Origin of the sequence: Microbacterium alkaliflavum, from assembly GCF_044325405.1 — a bacterium.
Lineage (GTDB): Bacteria > Actinomycetota > Actinomycetes > Actinomycetales > Microbacteriaceae > Microbacterium > Microbacterium alkaliflavum.
In genome coordinates this window covers 16,080-37,255 of the sequence record NZ_JBIQWL010000003.1, presented here as the reverse complement: position 1 = coordinate 37,255, position 21,176 = coordinate 16,080, and the positions used below count along the sequence as shown (strand labels likewise).

The window sequence follows — 21,176 nt, the reverse complement described above, 5'->3', positions numbered from 1 at the left end:
CGCCGCACACGCGGCCTTGCGCCCGGCCCGCAACCGGGTCCATCCTGCTCGTAACGTCACCGACGTGGTCCTCCGATGATGGGGGTGCTCGTGATGTGGGGATCGAGCAGGGACCGACGGCGATGAGCGCGGACTCCGCCGCCGCTGTGCCGCCGCGCCCTCCGGAGTGGGTTCCGCCGGCGCCGCCAGTGGTGCCCCCGACCCCGCCCGCGCCGGGAAAGCGACGCCGAAACCTTCTCCGTTTTCTCGTCGCGCTGACCGCGAAGGATGCCGTCGTCGTCCTTCTCATCGCGGTGGCGATGTCGCTGAGCGCCTACGCCGTGTATCAGGCGACCCGCGCCGCCGACGACGCGCGCAGCCTCTTCAACGACGCACGGACGGGCGACGCCGCCGCGAACCGGCAGAGTGCGCAGCTGCAGAGCCTCATCGACAATGACCTCCGTGTCCTCGCGCTCTACTGCGAGGCGAAGGTGCGCGAGGACGCGGCGTGGGTGGGCGTGCTGGCGTATGACTCCGACATCGAGAGCCTCGTGACCTCGAACCTCCTCGGTTCGAGGTTCGTGTCGCTGCTGCAGGGCGACTACTCCGGTGACTGCGAAGAGACCCCGGAGTACTCCGTCGCGAACGCGGTCGCGAGCATGCGGGACTCGACGTCGAGTCGCGCCGCAGCCCCCGCCGCGCCGGGAGCGCTCGTCACGCAGGCGGGCATCCTCGGCGGGGCCGAGGTGCGTCTCATGGTCTCGGGGGCGCTTTTCGCGTTCGCGGTGGCGGTGCTCATCGCCATCGAGGTGCTGCGCTCGCGACGGCATCGGGCGATCCGAGATGACGGACGCGTCGGCGCGACCGCCGGGACCCTCGCGATCCTGTGGCCTGCCGCGCTCCTCGGTGGCGGTGCACTCCTGGCCACGGCATCCGTCGACACGGAGCTCACACTCACCGTGCTCGCCGTCGCCGCCCTGCTGCTCGTGGTCGGACTCTGGCGGGCGATGCGCCGCGAGCCTCGCCCACCACAGCCCGTCTCTCCCCGCATCGGTCGCATCGCCCAGCTCGCAGGCGCAGGCGTGCTCGTTCTGTTCACTATCGCCGCACTGGGCTTCTCCTACCTCGGCGTCCAGGAGCGAGAGGCGAACGCCCGCGCCGACGCCGCCGCCACGGCGGCGGATCTGCTGCAGTCATCGGCTCGGCAGGAGGCGATGCGCGACCTCGCGGACGTCGCCACGATGGCGCGGCTGGACGGCGAGGGCATCGCGCAGCTTCGGGCGACCGAGGGGCAGGACGGGGCGGAGACGGCCGAGCAGATCGACGCCCGGATCTCCGATGTCAGCTCACGGATCCAGCAGCTCGAGGACGGCGTGCGCGTCGAGACGCGAGCCCTGCTGCGCGAGCGCACCGAGGACGTCTGCGCAGCGCGGACAGAGGAACAGGCGCCGTCCTCGTGGGATCTGTACCATCAGGTCGTCGACGACCCCTCGGCGCTGTCCGACTTCGTGTGGGCCGGGCAGCAGCCCTCGCGCATCTGCGACGTCGACGCGATGATGACCAGAGACGAAGCTCGCGCCTGGGCCGCGGACGGCTCCGTCTTCACGGTGTGCCTCGTGCTGCTGGGGCTGTCTGCCTTCATCGTCGCACTCGCGGGGGAAGGCGACCGGTCTCGCAGCAGTGCGTGGGTGCTCCTCGGAGTCGGCGGCGCGAGCGCCCTCGTCGCCGTGACCATGATGCTGTTCACGGTGCCGGACATCGTGCGCCAGGGCCGCGGCGCCTCACCGGACGACGTCAAGGACTTCGCCACCGCGTTCGCGGACGGCTGGGATCGGCCGTGCGGGTCGGCGGACGGCATACGGCACGCGCTGGAGATCATTCCTTCGTACGGACCGGCCTATGAGGCTCTCGCGTATTCGCGGGACTGCCGCGACGATCCGTTCGGTCTGACCGCCACTCCGGCCGACGTCGACCTCGACGCCGTCATCGGCGACCTCGAGCACGCGGTCGCACTCGGTCCGGGGTCGCCGACGCTGACAGGCAATCTCGGGTAGTATCGCATCCTCGCCGGCATCCGTGAGGACGATGCCCAGAGGATCGAAGCGGGCCTCCACGACACGGAGGCCGCGATCGCCCAGTTCGAGCGTCTCAGCGAGGACGCGTCGCGCACGGTGCACTATCTCCGGTTCAACCGCGCCCTCGCGCAACTGGCGCTCGCCGAGCTCGACTCCGCACATCCCACGGCGGGATGGGATGCCGCTCGCCAGTCGTACGAGGAGGCCGTGCGCTGCCTGGAGCCTGACGCCGCGTGCCCGGGCGGCGGCATCCCGGAGCCCTCGGACATCGATTCCCTGCGCATGGCGGCGTTGACCGACCTCGAGCTGTTCGACGACAGCGACAGCGTCGACACGCTGAGGGCGATCGTGCTCGGCGCCGCAGACGACGAGGAGACGGCAGACGAACCCGGACGACTCACGCTCGACGTGTTCCCGCTGGAGCTTCAGCTCGGTGACGAGGAACTGTCGTCGACCCCCGTGCGCATCATCTGGTACGCGCGGCACGCCGACGACGAGCAGTGGGCGGTGCTTCCCGGCCCGACGTGGTCGACGATCGAGGTGGGCGATCACCTCAATCAGCCCTTCGGGACATGGGGCCCGACTTCCGGATACGAGTTGCGCGCCGACGTCTACATCGGCGGTTCGCGGCAGTCGTTCGTCGCGGCCGACGACGACGTCGGGCCGCTCAGCCGCGTGGTGTCCGCTCTCGTCGGGGTCAGCGCCGCGGTTCCGGATGGATGGCGGACATGGCCGACGCCGTCCGAGATGCAGTGGCACGTCGGGCCGGACGAGACGTCAGGACTCTGGCTGCGGCGAGTGGAAGGTGCGGTCCCCGACGACCTGGTGGAGCCCTACCTCACGGCCGCGATGCGGGAATGGGCCGCCGGCACGCTCGGCGCGTTCCCCGACCCCGTCGCCGGCGAGAGTCCCTGGCTGTTCGGCGGCGACGACGTCGTGGAGGAATGGAGCGGGGATGCGATCGCCGGAGCGACCCTGCACCCGTTCGGCATCGACGCTTTCTGCGGCGGCACCGTCTTCGAGGCGATCGTGGGCGGCGAGGGCGTCGACGCCGACACCGCGGCCCAGGTCTACAGTTCGCTCGTCCTCGATCGTGCCGCGGTCGCCATGCCGTACGTCGACAGGCATGCCACCGTCGACGGGCTCGCAATCGACCTCCCCGACGACTGGGACGCGGCCGTGGGGATGGATGCCGTGCCGGGCCCCGAGCTCACGGCCGGCAGCTGCACCGACGGGGCCTACATCGACGCCCATCGCTACTCCGCGATCTCGCCCTTCCCCGAAGCGCTCGAGGCGGAACTGGCCTACCTCCGCGACAGCGACTACGTGGTGGAATCCGTCGACGACCACGACGTTCCGGGAGCGACCGATGCGGCCGTCATCCATTACACGTGGACGTCGGACTCAGGCACGGTCTATCCGCGGTTCGAGCTGTTCGCGCACGCGGGTGATGACGACGAGTGGATCCTGAACTTCGACGACTACGGGAGCGAGAGCACGCAAGCCCTCCTCGATGCGCTCTCATCGGTCGAGTTCACCGCTGCGACCGGATAGCGAGCCCTGAAACGGCAGCGGCCGTCTGCGCGGGTGCACGCGCAGACGGCCGCTGTTCGCAGTGGGCTCAGAAGCGACGGTCGCGACGGTCCTCGCGGCGGTCCTGGCGACGGTCGACGCCGTTCGAGACGACCTTGGCGGTGCCGACGACGGCCGCCGTGCGCGCGACGGGGCGTCCGATCATTCCGACGCGTCCGACGCGTCCGACTCCGATGGGCATGTCACTCTCCTTCTGATGTCATCGAGGCGATGAGCGCCTGGGTGGGGATGCGGTCGCTCGCGATGAGCTGACCGCCGTTGCGGCGGACCGCGACGGCGAAGGGAGCGGCCCAGGTGTTCTCCCACACGAGGATGCCGGCGGTGCTGCCGGGCTCCATCGCGGCGGAGATGTGGACGAGGTCGTCCTCGGCGAGCACCTCGGCGAGCGATGCCGCGATGGTGCCGAGGGGCCCGAGGTCGTCGAGGTCCTCGATCTCCACGACGTCGATCGACTCGTCCTCGTTCTTGTGCACGAGCACGAAGTCGAGCACGCGGATCGTGCCCGCTTCGACGAGTGCCGCGAGCTCGGCGAGCGCCTCGCCGTTCAGGTTGCTCTCGCCCGCCGGGAACTCGACGACGATGTAGTCGATCGGGCCCAGCTCGTCGTCTTCGAGCGCGCCGATGAGCGCCTCGGCGTCGATGATCGCCTCGTCCTGCGCGAGCTCCTTGTCGGTGACGATGTCTTCTTGGTCGGGCACGTTCGTCCCCCTCCTGTCCGCGACCCGAGCGGTCGCCCCACCGAGTCTTCTGCGCTCGTGGGCGTACCCGACCGCGTCTCGCCCACAACGGATGAGCCACGGCTGCGGGTGAGGCGTCCCGGTCCGCACGCGGTCCGGGCGGGGCATCCCATCCGCCTGCCGCACCGCCGCGTGCCGACTCAGACGACGACGATGAGCTGCGCCAGCAGGATCTTGACGACCATGGCCGCGGGGTAGACGAGGCTGTAGCCGAGCGCGACGCGAACGTCGTATCCCGTGCGCAGGTTCGCGAAGCCGAGGATGGCGGGGTTCGTCTGCGCTCCCCCGACGACTCCCGAAAGGCGCGTCGCGCCCGATCGCAGGATGAACTTGACGGCGAGGAAGGTGCCGAACGTCGCGACGAGCGTGACGACGACGCCGATGCCGGCGAGCGTGAAGACTTCGCCAGAGGCGATCGCGGGGACGATCAGCGAACCCGCGTTGGCGCCCGCGTACGCGAGGAACACGAGCAGCCCGAACTCGGCAAGCACGGTCGCCGCGGTGTTCGGAAGCGCCGTTACGACGGGGCCGATGCGCCCGACCCTGCCCATCACGAGCCCGATGATGAGGGCGCCCGCCGCGAACCCGAGGCTGAAGTGCGCGCCGCCGGGCAGCGGGATCTGGATCGCGCCGAGCAGGAGCCCGACCGTGATCCCGATGCCGAAAGCGGCCGGGTTGAGGTCGGCCATCCCGCGCTCGGAGTCGCCGAGGAACTCCGTCACCTGAGGCATCGTGTCCGTCGGTCCGACGACTCGGAGGCGGTCGCCGAGCTGCACGACGAACTGCGGGCTCGCGACGAACTCCACGTCGCCCCGCCGGACCCGCACGATGTTGGCGCCGAACCGCGATTGCAGCTTCAGACTTCCGACCGTGCGCCCCGCGAGCTTCGACTCGGACAGGATGATGCGCCGGAAGTCCAGACGGCTCCGATCACGCGTGATGTCGAGCGACGACGTGTGTCCCAGCTCGACGGCGATCGCGTCGACCTCGTCGCTCGGGCCGACGACGTTGACGACGTCTCCCGCGGAGATGGTCGTATCGGGGCCGATCGCCTCCATCGGGCCGCCCTCGCCGGGGCGACGGCGCGAGAAGGTCACGCGGTTGCCGTGCTGCTCGGCGATGTCGGTCACCTTTCGCACCGAGGTCGTGTCGACCCTGATCGGCTTGTCGACGATCGGCGCAGGCGCATCGGTGTCTTTCGCGCGGCTGCGCAGCGCGAGCGCGACCGCCGTCATCGCGGCGACGATCGCGAACGGATAGGTGCTCGCATAGCCGACCGTCGCCTCCGCGCTGCCGCCGGTCGCGGCGAGCGCAGGCGTGTTGGTCACCGCGCCGGCGAACAGGCCCGCGATCGTGACGGGTGTCAGGTTCACCCACTTGCCCAGTCCGAGAGCGGTGAATGCCGCGAGCGCGAGCATGACCGTGACCGCGATCATGAGGGGATACGCCGTCTTGATGGCGTTGAAGAAGCCAGGCCCCGCGATGATGCCTGTGCAGAAAGCGAACACCACCAGCCCGACGTCGCCGATGTAGGGCGGGATCGCGATGGGCTCGCCCACCGCGACGCTCCAGGCCGTGAGCGCCATGGCGGTGAACAGCACGGCGACCGCGCCTAGCGACACCCCGGCGATCCGGATGCGGCCGAGTGCCGCACCGAGCCCGACGAGGAGGAAGACGACGATCACGGGCTGTGCGGAGAGGAAGCCGAAGACGATGTCCATGCGCTGCTCCTTTCGGTGCGCCACGCCGGTTCCGAGTCTGCCGTCGTCGACGCCTGCGCGCCACGGCCACGTGCGTCTGTCCCGTGTCCGACGCGCGCGGCAGGATGGAGCCATGCCGCACGAGATCCCCGCGCCGATGCTCGCCAAGTCCGTTCCGGCGGTTCCGGAACAGGATGCCGTCGCCGGCGGTCTCAGCTACGAGCCCAAGTGGGACGGGTTCCGCGCCCTCGTGTCGTGGGACGGCGAGTCGGTCGAGATCGGGTCGCGCGGGGCGAAGCCGCTCACGCGCTATTTCCCCGAGCTCGTCGAAGCGTTCGCCCGGCTGCTTCCCGAGCCCTGCCTCATCGACGGCGAGGTCGTCGTGCCGAAGGGTGACCCCGGCGCCCAGCGGCTCGACTGGGAGTCGCTTTCGCAGCGCATCCACCCCGCGGCATCCCGTGTCGGCATGCTCGCCGAGAAGACGCCGGCCATGTTCATCGCCTTCGACCTGCTCGCGCGCAGCGACCGCGATCTGCAGGATGAGCCGTTCGCCACTCGCCGCGCCGAGCTCGTCGACCTCCTCCGCTCGGTGCCCGATCCCGTGCACGTGACGCGCACGACGCTCGACCCCGAGCTCGCCCGCCGGTGGCTGGCGGAGTTCGAGGGAGCGGGGCTCGACGGCGTCGTCGCGAAACCGCTCGCCCAGCCGTACGCCCCGAACAAGCGCACGATGTTCAAGATCAAGCACGCGCGCACGGCTGACGTCGTGGCGCTGGGGTACCGCGTCCACAAGTCGCGTCGCGGCGTCGGCTCGCTGCTGGTCGGGCTGTATTCGAGCGACGGCACGCTCTATCCCGTAGGCGGGGTCGCCGCGTGGAGCGACAAGCGCCGCCTCGAGCTGATCGACGAGCTCGACCCGCTCATCGAGCGCGACGCCGAGGGCAACGCCGTCAAGGGCGAGGGCGAGAAGTCCCGATTCTCCGCCGCCGGGCGCGACTCCTCGTTCGTGCACCTGCGTCCCGAGCGTGTGCTCGAGGTCCGCTACGACCAACTGGAGGGCTGGCGCTTCCGCCACACCGTGCAGTTCGAGCGCTGGCGCCCCGACCGCGACCCGCGCTCGTGCACCTACGAGCAGCTCGAGACGATCTCGGCCTACGACCTCGGCGACGTCCTGGACTGACGGTCGCCTCACCCCTGGCCGACGGGACGGCACGGGTGTACATTGCGCGCACGGCCATACCCGACGGAGGCATCCGATGGCCCGCCTTACTCGTCATGCTGTGCCGCGCCTCGTCGACGCGTGTGTGGCCGTCGTGTGCGTCTGCGCGGTGGTGGGCTGCACCGCTCCGCCCTCCGCGCGGCCCTCGCCGGCCGAACTCGTCCAGGCCGATCTCGACGGCAGGCTGAGCGCCGTCGAGGTGCCGGAGTCGCTGCGTGCCGTGCTCATCGACCAACACGGAACCCCTGTGCTCGCGCAGTACTTCTCCTCGACGCCGGAAGACGCCTGGGACGTGCAGTCGGTCACGAAGAGCGTCACTTCGACTCTCGTCGGCATCGCGATCGACCGCGGATTGGTCCCGGGCGTCGACGCGACGCTCGGTGAGCTGCTGCCCGATTACTCCGCGTACCTCAATGCGGACACCGCACGCATCCGGCTCAGCGCCGTCTTGACCGACACGGCGAACTTCGTGGACGATCCGGCAGTGATCGCTCGCGGCGTCACGACGGACTGGGTCGCGGCGATCCTCGAGGCGCGCGCGGCGGAGGGGCGGGGAATGGGTTCATTCCGGCCGAGTAGTCACGGCGCGCACATCCTCGCCGCTGTCGTGGCCGAGGCGACGGGGATGTCGCCTCTGGCCTTCGCCCGCGAGACGCTGTTCGAGCCGCTCGAGATCGATTCCGTCCCGGCGCCCACCGAGCGCCTCGGCGTGGACGCCGCCACGATCTCGCGCCGGGACCAGGCCGCGGAGGCCCCCGCATGGCCTGCCGATCCCCAGGGGATCAATGTCGGGAACGATCAGCTCCGATTGCGCCCGGCCGAGCTCATGCACCTCGGTCAGCTGTTCCTCGACGACGGCGACTGGCGGGGTCTGGACGTCGTCTCCACATCCTGGGTGGAAGCGGCCACCTCGTCTCAGGCGAGGACGACGATGTACGGCTCGATGTCGTTCGGCTACCAGTGGTGGGTCGATGCGGCGAGAGGCCAGTTCGCCGCGCTCGACGACGGCGGCACCGTGATCCTGGTCGACCGCCGGAAAGACGCCGTCGCGGTGATCGCGACCGAGGCGCTCGGTTCGTCGGGCCTGCCGAGCGCCCAGGCGCTGGCGCTCGCGCAGACGCTCCTGGAAGACCTGCCAGGCTGACCCGCGCGATCAGCCCTCGTCCTTCGGCCAGTTGGCCTCGTTCTTGCGGCTCGGCTGCACACGGGGCGGCTCGCCCGGCATCTTCGGAAAGTCGGGCGGGAACGGCAGCTCGCCGAGGCCGTTGTCGAGGTCGCGCTGCCACCATTCGAGCAGCGTCTCGATGCGGCCGGGGCTGTCCAGCAGCGTCGCCCACGGATCGCCCCGCTCGCTGAGCCGCTGCGGAATCGAGCGCACCGTGAACGCGCCGGGATCGACCCCCGCCTCGAGCTCGTCCCACGCGAGTGGCGTCGACACCGTCGCAGCGGGAAGGGCCCGCGGACTGTAGGCGCCGGCCATCGTGCGGTCGCGGTTGGCCTGGTTGAAGTCGACGAAGATGCGCTCGCCCCGCTCCTCCTTCCACCAGTTCATCGTGACCTTCTCGGGCAGGCGGCGCTCGAGCTCGCGCCCCGCCGCGATCACGGCATGCCGCACGTCGAGGAACTCCCACTCCGGCTCGATGGGGCAGAACACGTGGAGGCCGCGATTGCCGCTCGTCTTGATGAAGGCCGTGAGACCGGCCTCCGCGAGCACCTCGCGCAGGGCAGGGGCGACGGCCGCGGCATCCTGGAAATCGGTCCCCGGCTGCGGATCGAGGTCGATGCGCAGCTCGACGGGGTTGTCGGTGTTCGAGGTGAGCGACGCCCACGGGTGGAACACGACGGTGTTCATCTGCGCCGCCCACACCGCCGCCGCGATCTCCGTGAAGACGATCTGCGGATGCCGCCGCCCGCTGTTGTACGTGACGGTCTGCGCCTCGACGAACGAGGGAGCGCCCTTGGGCGGATTCTTCGAGTAGAAGCGCTCGCCGTCGATGCCTTCGGGGAAGCGCTCGAGCGAGACCGGCCGATGGCCGTTCGCCGCGAGGAAGGGCTCGGCCACGGTGACGAGGTACTCGGCGAGCTCCTGCTTCGTGATTCCGAGCTCCGGCCAGAGCACGCGGTCGGGGTTGGAGATGCCGACCTCGCGGTCGCCGTCCGGCCCGGGCACGGTCAGGGTGATGCGTGGGGACGCCATGGTTCCGACCCTAGGGGCTGGCCCCGATGTCCGTCACGGGCGTGCGCGTGTGCCGGATCTCGGCTGGCTCCGGCTCGGGTCGCCTCAGGGGTGACTTCGAGGCTGCTCCCGCCCCACGCAGCCGAGATGCGGCCCGGGCCTGGCGGTCAGCCGCGACCGAGGAGCTCGTCGAGCTTCTCGTAGCCCTCGCGCACGCCGTACTCCATACCCTCCGCCATCATGCCCTCGAGCGCCTCGACGGTCGTGAAGACGGTGTGCCCGACGAGACGGGAGCGGCCGTCGCCGAGGTCTTCGAAGCGGACGCTGTCGAGGCTCACCTCGTCGGGCGCGCCGAGATACTCGAAGGTCTGGATGATGAGCTCGTTGTCGCGGATCGTGTGGAACGTGCCGCGGAACTCGTAGGCGGTCCCCTCGGGATCGGTCTGCACGTAGGCGTAGCCGCCGCCGGTGCGGAAGTCCCAGTGGAGGATCTTCGTGTCGAGGGCTCGCGGCCCGATCCACCGCGCGAAGAGGTCGCGGTCGGCGTGAGCGCGGAACACCGCCTCGGCCGGCGCCTCGAACTCGCGCGTGAGGTCGGCGTACGGCTGGCCGGGGACGGCGTCGATGACGACGGGATTGCTCATGATTCCTTCTCCTTCTGGGTGTCGGCGCCGGTCCGGCCGGCGCGGGGTGACGTGCGAGGGGTGGATGCCGCGAGCACGGCGTCGAGCCGCCGGTACTGCGCCTCGGCGACGAGACGGTAGCGGTCGATCCAGGCGGTGAGGCGCTCGAGCGCTGCCGCGTCGAGGTGCACGGGCCGGCGCTGCGCCTCGCGACTGCGGGTCACGAGCCGCGCGTGCTCGAGCACCTGGATGTGCCGGGAGACGGCCTGCTTCGTGATCGCGAACGGCTCGGCGAGCTCGTTGACGGTCGCGGGGCCACGGCTCAGGCGGGCGATCATGGCCCGGCGCACCGGATCGGCGAGCGCGAGGAAGGCCCGATCGAGAGTCTCGTCGGATTCGACCCCGGGCTCGGCATCCATAATCAATTGATTCCTTTATCAACGTGTACGTTGATTAAAGGCTAGGACGAAGCGCTCGGAGTGTCAACGCCCGGAAGAGTCAGCCGTCGATCAGGGCACCGAGGTCGGGGCGGCGGAGCTGGATCCACGGCCCGCCCGGGTCGATGATGACCCCCGTGAGCTCGAGGTCGCCGCGCAGCGCCATGCGCAGCTGGTCAGCGGCCATCGGCGCGGGCCGTTCGCCGCGCCCGAGTGCCACGATCTCGAGCGGATGCGAGAAGAGCTGGAGGAACCTCTCCCCCTCGGGGGTGCGGACCTCGGCGACGCCCATCCGCCCCTCGTCATCGGTGCTCACCGCGACCCACAACGGTGCGTGCGCCATCGCGTCGACGACCGCGGCGGCCGTAGCGGCCGTGCGCTCGCCGCTCAGGAGCGACTTCACCGTCAGGTTGGGATCGGCCGCCTCGACGCTCTTCTCGAGCATGTCGCGGCGCAGCACAGCGGTCGCGGGGCTCGACGCGGGGTCGATGACGAGCCCCGCATACGGACCGTCGAGCACATAGCGGATCACGGTCAGCACCGGCTGGGCCATCGCCGACGTGTCGGTGTCACCGTCGGCGCGCACGCTCGCTCCGAGCGCCGCGCCGCCGCTGTAGGCGACGACGTAGTTCTCGTCACCGAGCGTCGCGATGGCGAGGGGCAGCTGCTTGCCCTCCGAGAGCAGACTGCGCGCATCGCCCTTCACCCGCAGGAAGAGGTGGCCCTGCATGGCCTGCCGTGCGACGTCGATGATCTGCGGAGGCGTGGGCGGGTCGGTGAGGTTCGCGAGCGCCGCCACGAGCAGGGTGTTGTCCCGAAGGCCGGTCGCGGCATCGCCGGCCGGGGCGGTCGCCTGTGGGGCGGGCGGTGCGACGGGCGCGGCCGGGGCCGCGGGCGGGGCGCCCACCCCGCGGAACGACGACACGGAGATTCCGACGGATGCCGCGGCAGCCGCATCCTCGGAGGCGTCCGCCACCGGCTCGGGAGCCGGTGCCGCCGGCTCGACGGCGTCGGGCTCGGTCACCTCGGGCGTCGGCTCTGACGTCGATTCGGTGTCGCGGTCACGCTTGCCGCGGGAGAAGAGGGCCATCGTTCGAGCCTAACCCGCGGCTCCGGCCGCCGCCTGGACGTCCTGTGAACGGGAGAGCCGGGTCAGCCGATCTTCTCGATCGGGGCGATCTTGACGAGCAGCTTCTTCGCCCCGACCTTGTCGAAGCGCACGTGCGCGACGCGCTTCGCGCCTTCGCCGGTGATGGCATCCACTCGTCCCTCGCCGAAGTCGTCGTGACGGATGCGGTCACCGGGCTTGAGCGCGAGATCGCCGTTGTCGCGCACCTTCGCGGGGATGCGGTTGGCGAACCGCTCGATCGATGTCGACTTGGGCACGAGGTCTTCGCCGTAGCGCCTCGAGGTGCCGAATCCCGACCCGCCGAACCCTCCGCCGGGCCGCCGCGCGTTAAGGGCGCGCGACTGCGTGCCGCCGCGCGAGTTGACATCGCCCGGTGACTGCCGCCAGTCGATGAGGTCGGCCGGGATCTCCTGCAGGAAGCGGCTCGGCATCGCGACGGTGACCTCGCCGAACTGCGCGCGGGTCATCGCGAGCGTGAAGAACAGGCGCTGGCGGGCCCGCGTGACGCCTACGTAGAAGAGGCGGCGCTCCTCCTGCGGGCCCCCGGGCTCGCCGGCCGAGATGCGGTGAGGGATGAGGTCTTCCTCCACGCCCGTGATGAACACGGCGTCGTACTCGAGGCCCTTCGCCGTGTGCAGCGTCATGAGCGACACGGAGCCTGAGGCGTCTTCCAGGTCATCGGCGTCGGAGACGAGCGCGACCTCCGTGAGGAAGTCGATGATCGTGCCCTCGGGGTTGTTGCGCGCGAACTCGCGGGCGACCGCCACGAGCTCGTCGAGGTTCTCGAGCCGTGCTTCGTCCTGCGGGTCTTTGCTCGCGCGCAGCGCGTCGAGGTATCCGCTCTTCTGCAGCAGGATCTGGAGCCCCTCGGCGACGGCCGTCGGCGGCGCGAGCTCGCCCGAGGCGGGCAGCATGTGCTCGGATGCCTCGGCCAGCACAGCGTCGAGCTGCGCGATCCCGGCCTGGATCTTGGGCCCGACCCCGAGCACCGAGGAGTTGGCCAGAGCGTCGCGGAATGTGATGCCCTCGTCGGCGGCGTAGCGCGCGATCGCCGTCTCGGTGACGTCGCCGATGCCGCGGCGCGGCCTGTTGAGGATGCGGCGCACAGCCATCTCATCGGCGGGATTGGCGACAGCGACGAGGTAGGCGAGCGCGTCTTTGATCTCGGCGCGCTCGTAGAACTTCGTGCCGCCCATGATCTTGTAGGGCAGCGCGGAGCGGATGAAGATCTCCTCCAGCGCACGGGACTGCGAGTTCGTGCGGTAGAAGACGGCCATCTGCGAGTAGTCGACGCCCGCACGGCGCAGCGAGTCGATCTCGTCCGCGACGAACTGCGCTTCGTCGTGCTGGGAGTAGCCGGTGAAGCCGACGATCCGCTCGCCCGCGCCGACGTCGGTCCACAGCTTCTTGTCCTTGCGGTCGAAATTGTTGCTGATGACGGCGTTCGCGGCGCTCAGGATGTTCTGCGTCGACCGGTAGTTCTGCTCGAGGAGCACGACCTTCGCACCCGGGTAGTCGCGCTCGAACTCCGTGATGTTGCGGATGTCGGCGCCGCGGAACGCGTAGATCGACTGGTCCGAGTCGCCGACGACGGTGAGGGATGCCGCGGGCAGCGTGTCGGCTGCAGGGGCATCGAAGATCATCATGCCGCTGTCGCCATACGACTCGCCCTCGGGCTCGGACAGCGGCTGCGTCAGCTCGTGGATGAGCGCGTACTGGGCATGGTTGGTGTCCTGGTACTCGTCGACGAGGATGTGCCGGAAGCGCCGACGGTAGACGTCGGCGACGTGCGGGAAGGCGCGGAAGAGGTAGACCGTCTGCGCGATCAGGTCGTCGAAGTCGAAGGCGTTGGCCCGCTGCAGCGCACGCTGGTAGTCGGCGAAGATGTCGACGAAGATGCGCTCGGCGGGGTCGCTCATGTTGGCCGAGCGCGCGTACGACTCGGCGTCGGCGAGCTCGTTCTTGAGCTTGGAGATCTTGCCCTGCACCGCGGCGGGGGTCAGCCCGAACGCATCCGCCTCGTGCTCTTTGACGAGCCGCTTGATGAGCGCGCGCGAGTCGCCCGAGTCGTAGATCGTGAAGGCCTTCGTGAAGCCGAACTGCTGCGCCTCGCGGCGCAGGATGCGCACGCACGCCGAGTGGAACGTCGAGATCCACATGCCCTGCGCGGCGTTGTCGCCGACGAGGTGCTGCACGCGCTCGCGCATCTCGCCCGCGGCCTTGTTGGTGAAGGTGATCGCGAGGATCTGGCTCGGCCACGCTTCGCGGTTCCACAGCAGCGACGCGATGCGCCGCGTCAGCACGCTCGTCTTGCCCGACCCGGCGCCGGCGACGATGAGCAGCGCGGGGCCGCGGTACGTGACGGCCTCGCGCTGAGGCGGGTTGAGGCCCTCGAGGAGCTCGTTGTCGGGGCGGTCGCCGGCGCCGCGCGGTCCGCGGTCGCTCCCGACGATGATGGGCGTGCTGGCGTCGGTCATGGCGCGTCAAGTCTAGGCGCGGCTCCCGACAGCGGCGCCCGGCACCCCCTGGCCTCGACCTCCACACCCGCGAACCCACACTCGCGCACCCAGCCCACACTCGGCGGACGTCCGCCGGGTGTGGACTCGGCGACGGGATGTGGGTTCGCGAAGCGAAGGGGCCACGGGGTGTGGGTCCGGAAGGAGGCCGCGTCAGCGGAGGGCGGATGCCGCGCGCCGCAGCTTCCCCAGCGCGTGCGGCAGTTCGCGCAGATACCCGGCCGCCTCGCGACGCGCCTGCGCCTCGATCCGGCCGTAGGCCTCCGCGGGCTCGCCGGCTCGGGCGGCGTGGATGGCCGCGCGTGCGACGCTCTCGGCGAAGAGCACGGCGTCGCGGTGTCCGCCGAGCGCGTCGTGCAGCGCATCGCCGGCGTCAGCGAGGTCGGCGACCTGTGTCGCATACATCTCGGGTGCGGCGCGCGCGATCGCCTCGGCGACGTAGCGCATGCGCCGGGCGGCCTTGCGCACGTCGTGGTACGACTCCTCCGACGCGTCGAGCCGGCCGATCGCCTTCCGCACGCGGCGCGCCTGCGCGCGGAGCACGACGGCGACCATCGCCGTCGCCTCCGCGTCCTCGGCCATGATGGCGGGCGCCGCCACGAACTCGCGCAATTGTCGGGTGCGCTCGGCGGCGCGCGCAGAACGCGCGATCTCGACGAGCCGTGCGTGCGCGCCGGCGTAGGCGCGCCGCTCCGAGTCGACGAGGCGCTCCGAGACGCGCTCGTCGTCGACGCCGGCGCGCTCGATCGCGTCCTCCGCGACGGCGACGCGCACCTCGATGTCGCGGACGACACCCAGATCGCCGCCCCACTCGTGGAAGCGCACGCGCAGGCGCTCGACCTCCTCGTCGTCGAGCAGCGGACCGAACCCCGCCAGCACGCTCCGCAGCCGCCGCACGCGTACGCGCTGCTGGTGCACGCCGTCGGGCTCGTCGGCCAGCGCGGCGGGCTCGGTCGCCTCCACCTCCGCCGCCGCGGTGCGCAGCGCATCGGTGATCAGCTCTGCGACCGTCGGTGTCGCCGTCGAAACCCGCACACTCCGAGCCTACGTCGCGCCGCGCGCACGGGGCATCCGTTGCCAGAATGGTCCCGTGCGGACCCTTCTCAACATCATCTGGCTCGTCCTCGCGGGCTTCTGGCTGTTCCTCAGCTACACCCTCGTCGGGATCGTGCTGTGCATCCTCATCATCACGATCCCGTGGGGCATCGCGTCGTTCCGCGTCGGGATGTACTCGCTCTGGCCTTTCGGACGCACGGTCGTCGCCAAGCCGACGGCGGGCGTGTGGTCGTTCCTGGGCAACGTGGTCTGGGTCATCCTCGCCGGCTGGTGGCTCGCGCTCGAGCACATCATCACCGGGCTGCTGCTGTGCGTCACGATCATCGGCATCCCGCTCGGCATCGCGAACTTCAAGCTGATCCCCGTCTCGCTCATGCCGCTCGGCAAGGACATCGTCTCGACGCGCGACGGCGCCTTCGATCAGGCGATGTCCCAGCGCGGCGCCTGAGCCCCTGATCGCGAGCCGATACATGCTCGACGAGCCGATACGCCTCCCACCGCGCGAAACGTATCGGCTCGCGCAGAACGTATCGGCTCGCTGCGCTCAGGAAGGCAGCGGGGTCCAGTCCCGGCCGAACCAGCGCTTGATCCGGGATGCCCCGAACTCACGCTTGTCGGCCGCGAGGGCGAGCGACGGCCCCTCCAAAGAGCCGCTCGGGCGGCCGTCGAAGAACGAGACCTCGACGATCCCGACCTCGCCGCCGCCGAACTCGATGTAGCACGTGCCGCGACCGTCGTACGAGGCGTCCGTGATCCCCTGCCGGATGCGGGCGGCGATGCGCCGGGCCGCCGTCGCGCCCTGCCGCTCGGCGAACACTCCCGCCCGCGGTGTGCCGACGGCCGCGCAGTCGCCGATCGCGAACACACCAGGCCACGGCGTCTCGAGCGTCGCGGAGTCCACGGGAACCCAGCCCTCGACGGTGAGCCCCGACTCGACGAGCACGCTCGGCGCCCGGTGCACGGGCACGCCGAGATAGAGGTCGAACGGGAGGGTCGACCCGTCGCCGAGCCGCGCCCGCCGCAGCTGCGGGTCGAGGGCCCGCACGCCCGTCTCGGGATACCAGGCGATGCCGCGCTCGGCGAACGTCTCGAGCAGGGCGGCGGAGGCATCCGGCGACGGCGGGATGGGCCGCGGGAACGGCATGACGAGCGAGATCGTCGAATCGTCCCGGATGCCGCGTTCCCGCAACAGCTCGTCTACGAGGAGCGCCGTCTCGCTCGGCGCCGGCGGGCACTTGAACGGCCCGGCCGTCACGCCGATCACGACGTCGCCGCCGCGGAAGGCCGCGAGCTCGTCGTGAAGCGCGAATGCGCCGGCCTCGCTGTAGAACTCGTGCCCGACCTCGGCCAGGCCGTGCGTGCGCGACACGTCGTAGTCGGCGCCCAGCGCGAGGACGAGATAGTCGGCTTCGATCTGGCCCGAGGTGGTCGAGACCCGCCGTGCGACAGCGTCGATCTCGGTCACGTCGGCCTGTACGAACGAGACGCCGGCCCGCACGATGTCGTCGTAGCGATGGAAGACGTGCTCGGGCGTCGCCTTCCCGAACATCACGTCGAGCTTCGAGAAGCCGAACACGAACCCGTCGGTCCTGTCGATCAGGGTGACCGCGACGTCGGAGCCGAGCTCATCGACGAGCGTGCTCGTCACCTCGAGCCCGCCGAAGCCGGCTCCCAGCACGACGACGTGCGCAGGCATCCCCGTGTCTCTCAGAACTTCTCGGGGACGAAGTTGTAGTCGTAGTCGGGCTCGACGTAGTCGCCCGGCTCCTGACGCGCGGGGAGCACGGGCTCCTCACGCGGGATCTCGACGTACGGGATCTTGGAGAGGAGGTGCGTGATGATGTTGAGCCGCGCCTTCTCCTTGTCGTCGGAGATCGCGACGTTCCACGGCGCGAAGTCGGTGTCGGTCGCGGCGAACATCTTGTCGCGAGCGCGCGAGTAGTCGTACCAGCGGTTGTACGACTTCAGATCCATCGGCGAGAGCTTCCAGGTCTTGCGCCCGTCGGTGATGCGGTCTTCGAGCCGGCGGGTCTGCTCCTCGGGGCTCACTTCGAGCCAGAACTTGAAGAGGATGATGCCCGAGTCGATCATCGCCTTCTCGACGAGCGGCACCTGCTGCAGGAACTTGTCGGCCGTCGCGTCGTCGGTGAAGCCCATGACCCGCTCGACGCCGGCACGGTTGTACCAGCTGCGGTCGAAGATGACGACCTCGCCCGCCGCAGGGAAATGCGGCACGTAGCGTTGGATGTACATCTGGCTCAGCTCGCGCTCGGTCGGCGCGGGGAGGGCGACGACGCGGAAGACGCGAGGGCTCACGCGCTCCGTGATGGCCTTGATGACACCGCCCTTGCCGGCCCCGTCACGGCCCTCGAACACGATGCAGATCTTGATCCCCTCGGCCTTGACCCACTCCTGCAGCTTGACCAGCTCGACGTGCAGCTTCTTGAGCTCCTTCGCGTACTCCTTGCCGCTCAGGCCGTCGTCGTGCTTGTGCTTCTTCGACATCCGCGTCTCCTGGTGCTCGGGCGCCTTCCCGGGCGCACGCATGGCGCGCGGCGAGGGCGCGCGTCGCGCGCGGCGAGGGCGCGCGTGGCGCCAGCCTAGACCTCAGCGGGTTCGGGATGCCGCGACCCCGCGCCGATCGTCGTCGAGGTCTTGCGACGACCCCACTTCAGTGCGAGCAGGAGGCCGATCACGAACACGACGGCGCCGAACGCCGCCGCCCACCACGCCGTGTCGGCGGGGATCTCGAGGTACGTCGTCAGCCCGAGGATGCGCGCGAGGCCCCACGGCAGGAGGCCCATCTGATCGTTCCACGCCGAGAGCACCGTCTCGAGGCCGATGATCGCCACGACCGTCGCCGGGATCGCAAGGCCTGCGCCCGCGGCGGCGAGCACGACACCCGTCGCGCGCCGACGACCGAGCTGCGTCGACAGCGCCCAGCCGGCGGCGACGAAGACCCAGAGGAACAGGGCGAACGCGACGCCGATGTAGATCGTGCGGCGCACGGGGTCGGTCCAGAAGGCGAACCAGTAGCCGCCCGGACCGCTGAACGACAGGGCGACGAGCGTCGCGATGCAGCGGAGCACGACGACGCCCCCGACGGCCGCGATGACCGGCCACGGCGAGCGCTTGCGGCCGAGCAGCAGATCGACCACCACGAGGAACACGATCCACGCGCCCAGCACGACAGCGAGGTGGGTCCAGGAGAGGAACGAGGTCTGCACCGCGCGGGTGCCGACCAGGAGCGCGCCGGGCACGACGAGCAGCAGCCAGCGGTCGAGCGTCAGCAGGCCGAGGGTGCCCTCCTGGGCGCGCCACGGACGGGTCGACGCGAGCCAGGTGACCCGCGCGGCGGCGGCACCGGGACGACGGACGAGCCGCGTGCGCGCCGCGATCATGCCGATGATGAGCCACGCGAGGGCGAGGGCGAGCATGATGCGCGCGATCCACGCCATCGCGTCATCGCGGTCGGCGCGCTGCACGGAGAGGTCGGCGGCCGCGAGATTCCATGCGGGGTGGTTGACGTCGCCGGAGTAGGTCGAGATGTGCTCGTCGGCGAGCGCCACGTACTCGTCGCGCGCCTGCTCCCACGCGGCGTGGGCGGCGGGGTCGAGCGTGTCGTGCCAGCGCATCTGCTCGAGGAACATCTCGCGGTAGGCCGCGAGCAGACGCAGCACGTCGGCCTCATAGTCCAGGGTGCCGAGGAACGCGTCGCGCATCGCGGGATCGCGCCAGGTCGAGGCATCCGTCGCCGCCACGTCATCGCGCATCTGCTCGGCTTTCGCCACCGCGTCGTGGCCTGCGGCGATGGTCTCGTCGATGCGATCCTTCGAGATCTCGTAGATGACGCCGAGGCTCGCCGAGTCGCCGGTCAGGATGTCCCACTCGAAGATCCACATCTGCGGCGGCGGCTCGAGACCCAGGGCGAAGGTCCGCTGCTCGGCGAACGGCTGGATGTACAGCCCCTGCGTGATCGCGTCGCGCGAGAGCGCCATCGCGTTCGCGATCGCCGTGACGGTCTCGGGGTCCTCTGAGAACCACTCCTTGGCCCAGTCGACGGTGACCTGGCCGACGTCTGCGTTGGGGTCGCGGGCGAGGGCGGCGGCGGTCTGCGTGTTGAGCTCGTACAGCTGCCAGAAGCCGCTCTTGAGGTAGAGCGACATGGGGCCGGCGCGCCACGGGCCGCCGTCCTGCGTCCAGGTCCAGATGCCTTCGATGTTCGGGTTCTTCTCCAGCAGCGTCTGCAGCGCCCACTGGTACTGCGGGCCGAGATCGTTCGGGAACGAGCCGAACGCCTCGAACTCGCGACGGCTCTGGAACTCGACGATGCGTCGCTGGTCGCCCGTCTCGAGCGTGTCGTTGAGCGGCAGCCACGAATAGAAGTCGCCGAGCGTGTACTTGGTCGACACGATGAGCGCCGGCGAGTCGATGCCGTCGAGGATCGCGTGGTACGCGCTCTGATCGGTGTGCATGTCGCCGACGTCGCCGATGCCGACGCTCCACGTGCGGAAGACCACCTCGCGACCTTCTGCCTCGGCCTGCGCCGAGTACGTCTCGAGCATCGTGCGCACGGCGTCCACGGAGCGCACCGCGATCTCGGAGTAGTAGTCCCAGCCCGGCTCCTGGTAGACGTGGCCGCCCTCGCCGATGCGGATCAGGATGCCGGACAGGGCCGGCTCCGCCGCGTAGAGCTCGTCGAGCGCCGTGGTGTACGTCTTCCACAGCTCGGGATTCTCGGTGTCGAGGCCGCCGAACTCCCGGTCGAAGTAGTCGGCGAGCTGCGGCGTGAGCGTCGGCATGTCGGTGCGCAGGAAGATCTTGACGCCGAGCTCGGCGGCTCGGTCCCAGAACGGCCCGAACGCCTCGCGCAGCGCGAGCGCCCGTGCGACGTGCGGGTCGCCCTCGGGGTAGACGCCGGGCACGTCCTCGAAGGTCGCGAACTCGATGAAGCCGGGCCACGAGACGGCGTTGTACCCGTTGGCGACGGAGTGCCGCAAGAACTCGTCCCAATCGTCGTACGCGGTGGCCAAGGCATCCTGATCGATGTACGGAGGATCGGCGAGATAGACGTCTTCGAAGGCGCGCGACACGTGCGAGTAGTCGGTGCCGTCCACCCACTGCGACGGGTCGGGGTCGACGCCGACGGCGCCGAGGTCGACCATGCGGAACGGCAGCTTCGAGGCGGGGTGATCACCGATGAGCGCCTCGACGGGGGATCCGATGCGCACGGAGTTCGCGATGTCGTACACGCCGCGGGCGGCGCCGTTCTCGCTCGCCGCCTCGATGTGCAGCGCCGTCGGGTTGCCGCTGAGCGTGTAGGAGTCGTCCGATGCGTCGCCGTCGCCCGCGGTGACGGTCAGCGAGGCCTCACCGCTCGTGCCGGTGGCGTCGGCGGAGGCATCCGCCAGCTCATCGAGAGCCGCCGAGATGCGCGCGGAATCGGGCGCGTCGATCGCGGTGAACTCGGGCGGCAGGACGGGTCCGGAGACGGCCGGCACGACGGGGTCGGCCGGCGTCATCTGGGTGGAGGGTTCGGTCCGGATGCCGAGCGCGTCACCGACGACGACGCCCACTCCGAGCCCCAGGGCGAGCAGGACGATGCCGGTGACGGCAGCGAGGATTCCCCGTCGTCGCGCCGTTGACATGGGGAGAAGCCTAGGCGCGCACAACCTGGGCGAGTGCCCCGCTCCCCAGCCGTCCGCCCGCGGGACGCGGAATCGTTACGCATCCGATGCCGTGGCGCGGGCGCGCTGCCGTCCCGCCGCGGTCGCCCGCCGCCCTCGACGTCGAGACCGGGGATGTCGCCGAGGCAGGGGATCTCACCACCCTGTCTCGACGAAAGCCCCTGTCTCGACGAGGCAAGGGATTCCCGTCGAACCCGAGCGCGGTGCCCGGTGGCTCGACGAGAATCCCCTGTCTCGACGACGCGGGCG

The 21,176-nt window shown here is 70.3% G+C and carries 17 protein-coding genes; 5 read left to right on the top strand and 12 right to left on the bottom strand.

From position 1 onward, the window contains the following. Positions 1–122: 122 nt before the first annotated feature. Both ACH3VR_RS09300 and ACH3VR_RS09295 read left to right on the top strand, forming a co-directional pair. On the top strand, positions 123–2,033 hold the full coding sequence (locus tag ACH3VR_RS09300) for a hypothetical protein (RefSeq protein WP_396640505.1): 1,911 nt from the start codon (positions 123–125) through the stop codon (positions 2,031–2,033). 117 nt (positions 2,034–2,150) lie between these two features. Further along, positions 2,151–3,608: a hypothetical protein gene (locus ACH3VR_RS09295; protein WP_396640504.1), complete on the top strand. Its 1,458-nt coding sequence runs from the start codon at positions 2,151–2,153 to the stop codon at positions 3,606–3,608. Positions 3,609–3,675: 67 nt separating this feature from the next. On the opposite strand, the gene ACH3VR_RS09290 is transcribed toward ACH3VR_RS09295, so the two are convergent. The 3 genes from ACH3VR_RS09290 to ACH3VR_RS09280 all read right to left on the bottom strand — a co-directional run bounded on the left by ACH3VR_RS09290 (position 3,676) and on the right by ACH3VR_RS09280 (position 6,105). Next, on the bottom strand, positions 3,676–3,828 hold the full coding sequence (locus tag ACH3VR_RS09290; protein WP_396640503.1) for a hypothetical protein: 153 nt from the start codon (positions 3,826–3,828) through the stop codon (positions 3,676–3,678). Between the two features lies 1 nt (position 3,829). Then, positions 3,830–4,345 carry a DUF6325 family protein gene (locus ACH3VR_RS09285; RefSeq protein WP_396640502.1) on the bottom strand — a complete coding sequence of 172 codons (516 nt, stop codon included), beginning with the start codon at positions 4,343–4,345 and terminating at the stop codon, positions 3,830–3,832. 179 nt (positions 4,346–4,524) lie between these two features. Further along, complete coding sequence (locus ACH3VR_RS09280) at positions 4,525–6,105, bottom strand: aspartate:alanine exchanger family transporter (protein WP_396640501.1); 1,581 nt, start codon at positions 6,103–6,105, stop codon at positions 4,525–4,527. 112 nt (positions 6,106–6,217) lie between these two features. Here ACH3VR_RS09280 and ACH3VR_RS09275 point away from each other — a divergent pair, with 112 nt between their 5' ends. Together ACH3VR_RS09275 and ACH3VR_RS09270 are read left to right on the top strand one after the other, a co-directional pair. Next, positions 6,218–7,264: an ATP-dependent DNA ligase gene (locus ACH3VR_RS09275; RefSeq protein ID WP_396640500.1), complete on the top strand. Its 1,047-nt coding sequence runs from the start codon at positions 6,218–6,220 to the stop codon at positions 7,262–7,264. Positions 7,265–7,340: 76 nt separating this feature from the next. After that, a complete protein-coding gene (locus tag ACH3VR_RS09270) occupies positions 7,341–8,447 on the top strand; it encodes a serine hydrolase domain-containing protein (RefSeq protein ID WP_396640499.1) in 1,107 nt (368 codons plus the stop codon). Positions 8,448–8,456: 9 nt separating this feature from the next. Here ACH3VR_RS09270 and ligD read toward each other — a convergent pair whose 3' ends face one another. From ligD to ACH3VR_RS09240, 6 genes are all read right to left on the bottom strand, one after another. Then, positions 8,457–9,500, bottom strand: coding sequence for a non-homologous end-joining DNA ligase (gene ligD / locus ACH3VR_RS09265; RefSeq protein WP_396640498.1), 1,044 nt, complete (start codon positions 9,498–9,500; stop codon positions 8,457–8,459). A gap of 146 nt (positions 9,501–9,646) precedes the next feature. Beyond that, entirely contained in the window at positions 9,647–10,123 is a 477-nt protein-coding gene (locus tag ACH3VR_RS09260) for an SRPBCC family protein (RefSeq protein WP_396640497.1), read from the bottom strand. Further along, positions 10,120–10,521 (bottom strand): ArsR/SmtB family transcription factor, encoded by a 402-nt coding sequence (locus tag ACH3VR_RS09255; protein WP_396640496.1) that lies wholly within the window; start codon positions 10,519–10,521, stop codon positions 10,120–10,122. Before ACH3VR_RS09255 ends, ACH3VR_RS09260 begins: the two co-directional genes overlap by 4 nt. Positions 10,522–10,600: 79 nt before the next feature. After that, the gene (locus tag ACH3VR_RS09250) at positions 10,601–11,629 is read right to left on the bottom strand and encodes an SseB family protein (protein ID WP_396640495.1); all 1,029 of its coding nucleotides are present in this window, start codon (positions 11,627–11,629) and stop codon (positions 10,601–10,603) included. A gap of 62 nt (positions 11,630–11,691) precedes the next feature. After that, complete coding sequence (locus ACH3VR_RS09245) at positions 11,692–14,145, bottom strand: ATP-dependent helicase (RefSeq protein ID WP_396640494.1); 2,454 nt, start codon at positions 14,143–14,145, stop codon at positions 11,692–11,694. Between the two features lie 192 nt (positions 14,146–14,337). Continuing rightward, positions 14,338–15,219: a CHAD domain-containing protein gene (locus ACH3VR_RS09240; protein ID WP_396640493.1), complete on the bottom strand. Its 882-nt coding sequence runs from the start codon at positions 15,217–15,219 to the stop codon at positions 14,338–14,340. A 55-nt stretch (positions 15,220–15,274) separates the two neighbouring features. Between ACH3VR_RS09240 and ACH3VR_RS09235 the strand changes: the two genes are divergently transcribed. Beyond that, positions 15,275–15,688, top strand: a complete 414-nt coding sequence (locus ACH3VR_RS09235; RefSeq protein ID WP_396640492.1) for a YccF domain-containing protein — start codon at positions 15,275–15,277, stop codon at positions 15,686–15,688. Between the two features lie 96 nt (positions 15,689–15,784). Here the strand turns inward: ACH3VR_RS09235 and ACH3VR_RS09230 are convergent, their stop codons facing one another. From ACH3VR_RS09230 to ACH3VR_RS09220, 3 genes are all read right to left on the bottom strand, one after another. Continuing rightward, a complete protein-coding gene (locus tag ACH3VR_RS09230; RefSeq protein ID WP_396640491.1) occupies positions 15,785–16,936 on the bottom strand; it encodes an NAD(P)/FAD-dependent oxidoreductase in 1,152 nt (383 codons plus the stop codon). 11 nt (positions 16,937–16,947) lie between these two features. Beyond that, the gene (ppk2, locus tag ACH3VR_RS09225; protein ID WP_396640490.1) at positions 16,948–17,745 is read right to left on the bottom strand and encodes a polyphosphate kinase 2; all 798 of its coding nucleotides are present in this window, start codon (positions 17,743–17,745) and stop codon (positions 16,948–16,950) included. A 95-nt stretch (positions 17,746–17,840) separates the two neighbouring features. Continuing rightward, the gene (locus tag ACH3VR_RS09220; RefSeq protein ID WP_396640489.1) at positions 17,841–20,888 is read right to left on the bottom strand and encodes a hypothetical protein; all 3,048 of its coding nucleotides are present in this window, start codon (positions 20,886–20,888) and stop codon (positions 17,841–17,843) included. Positions 20,889–21,176: the final 288 nt, after the last annotated feature.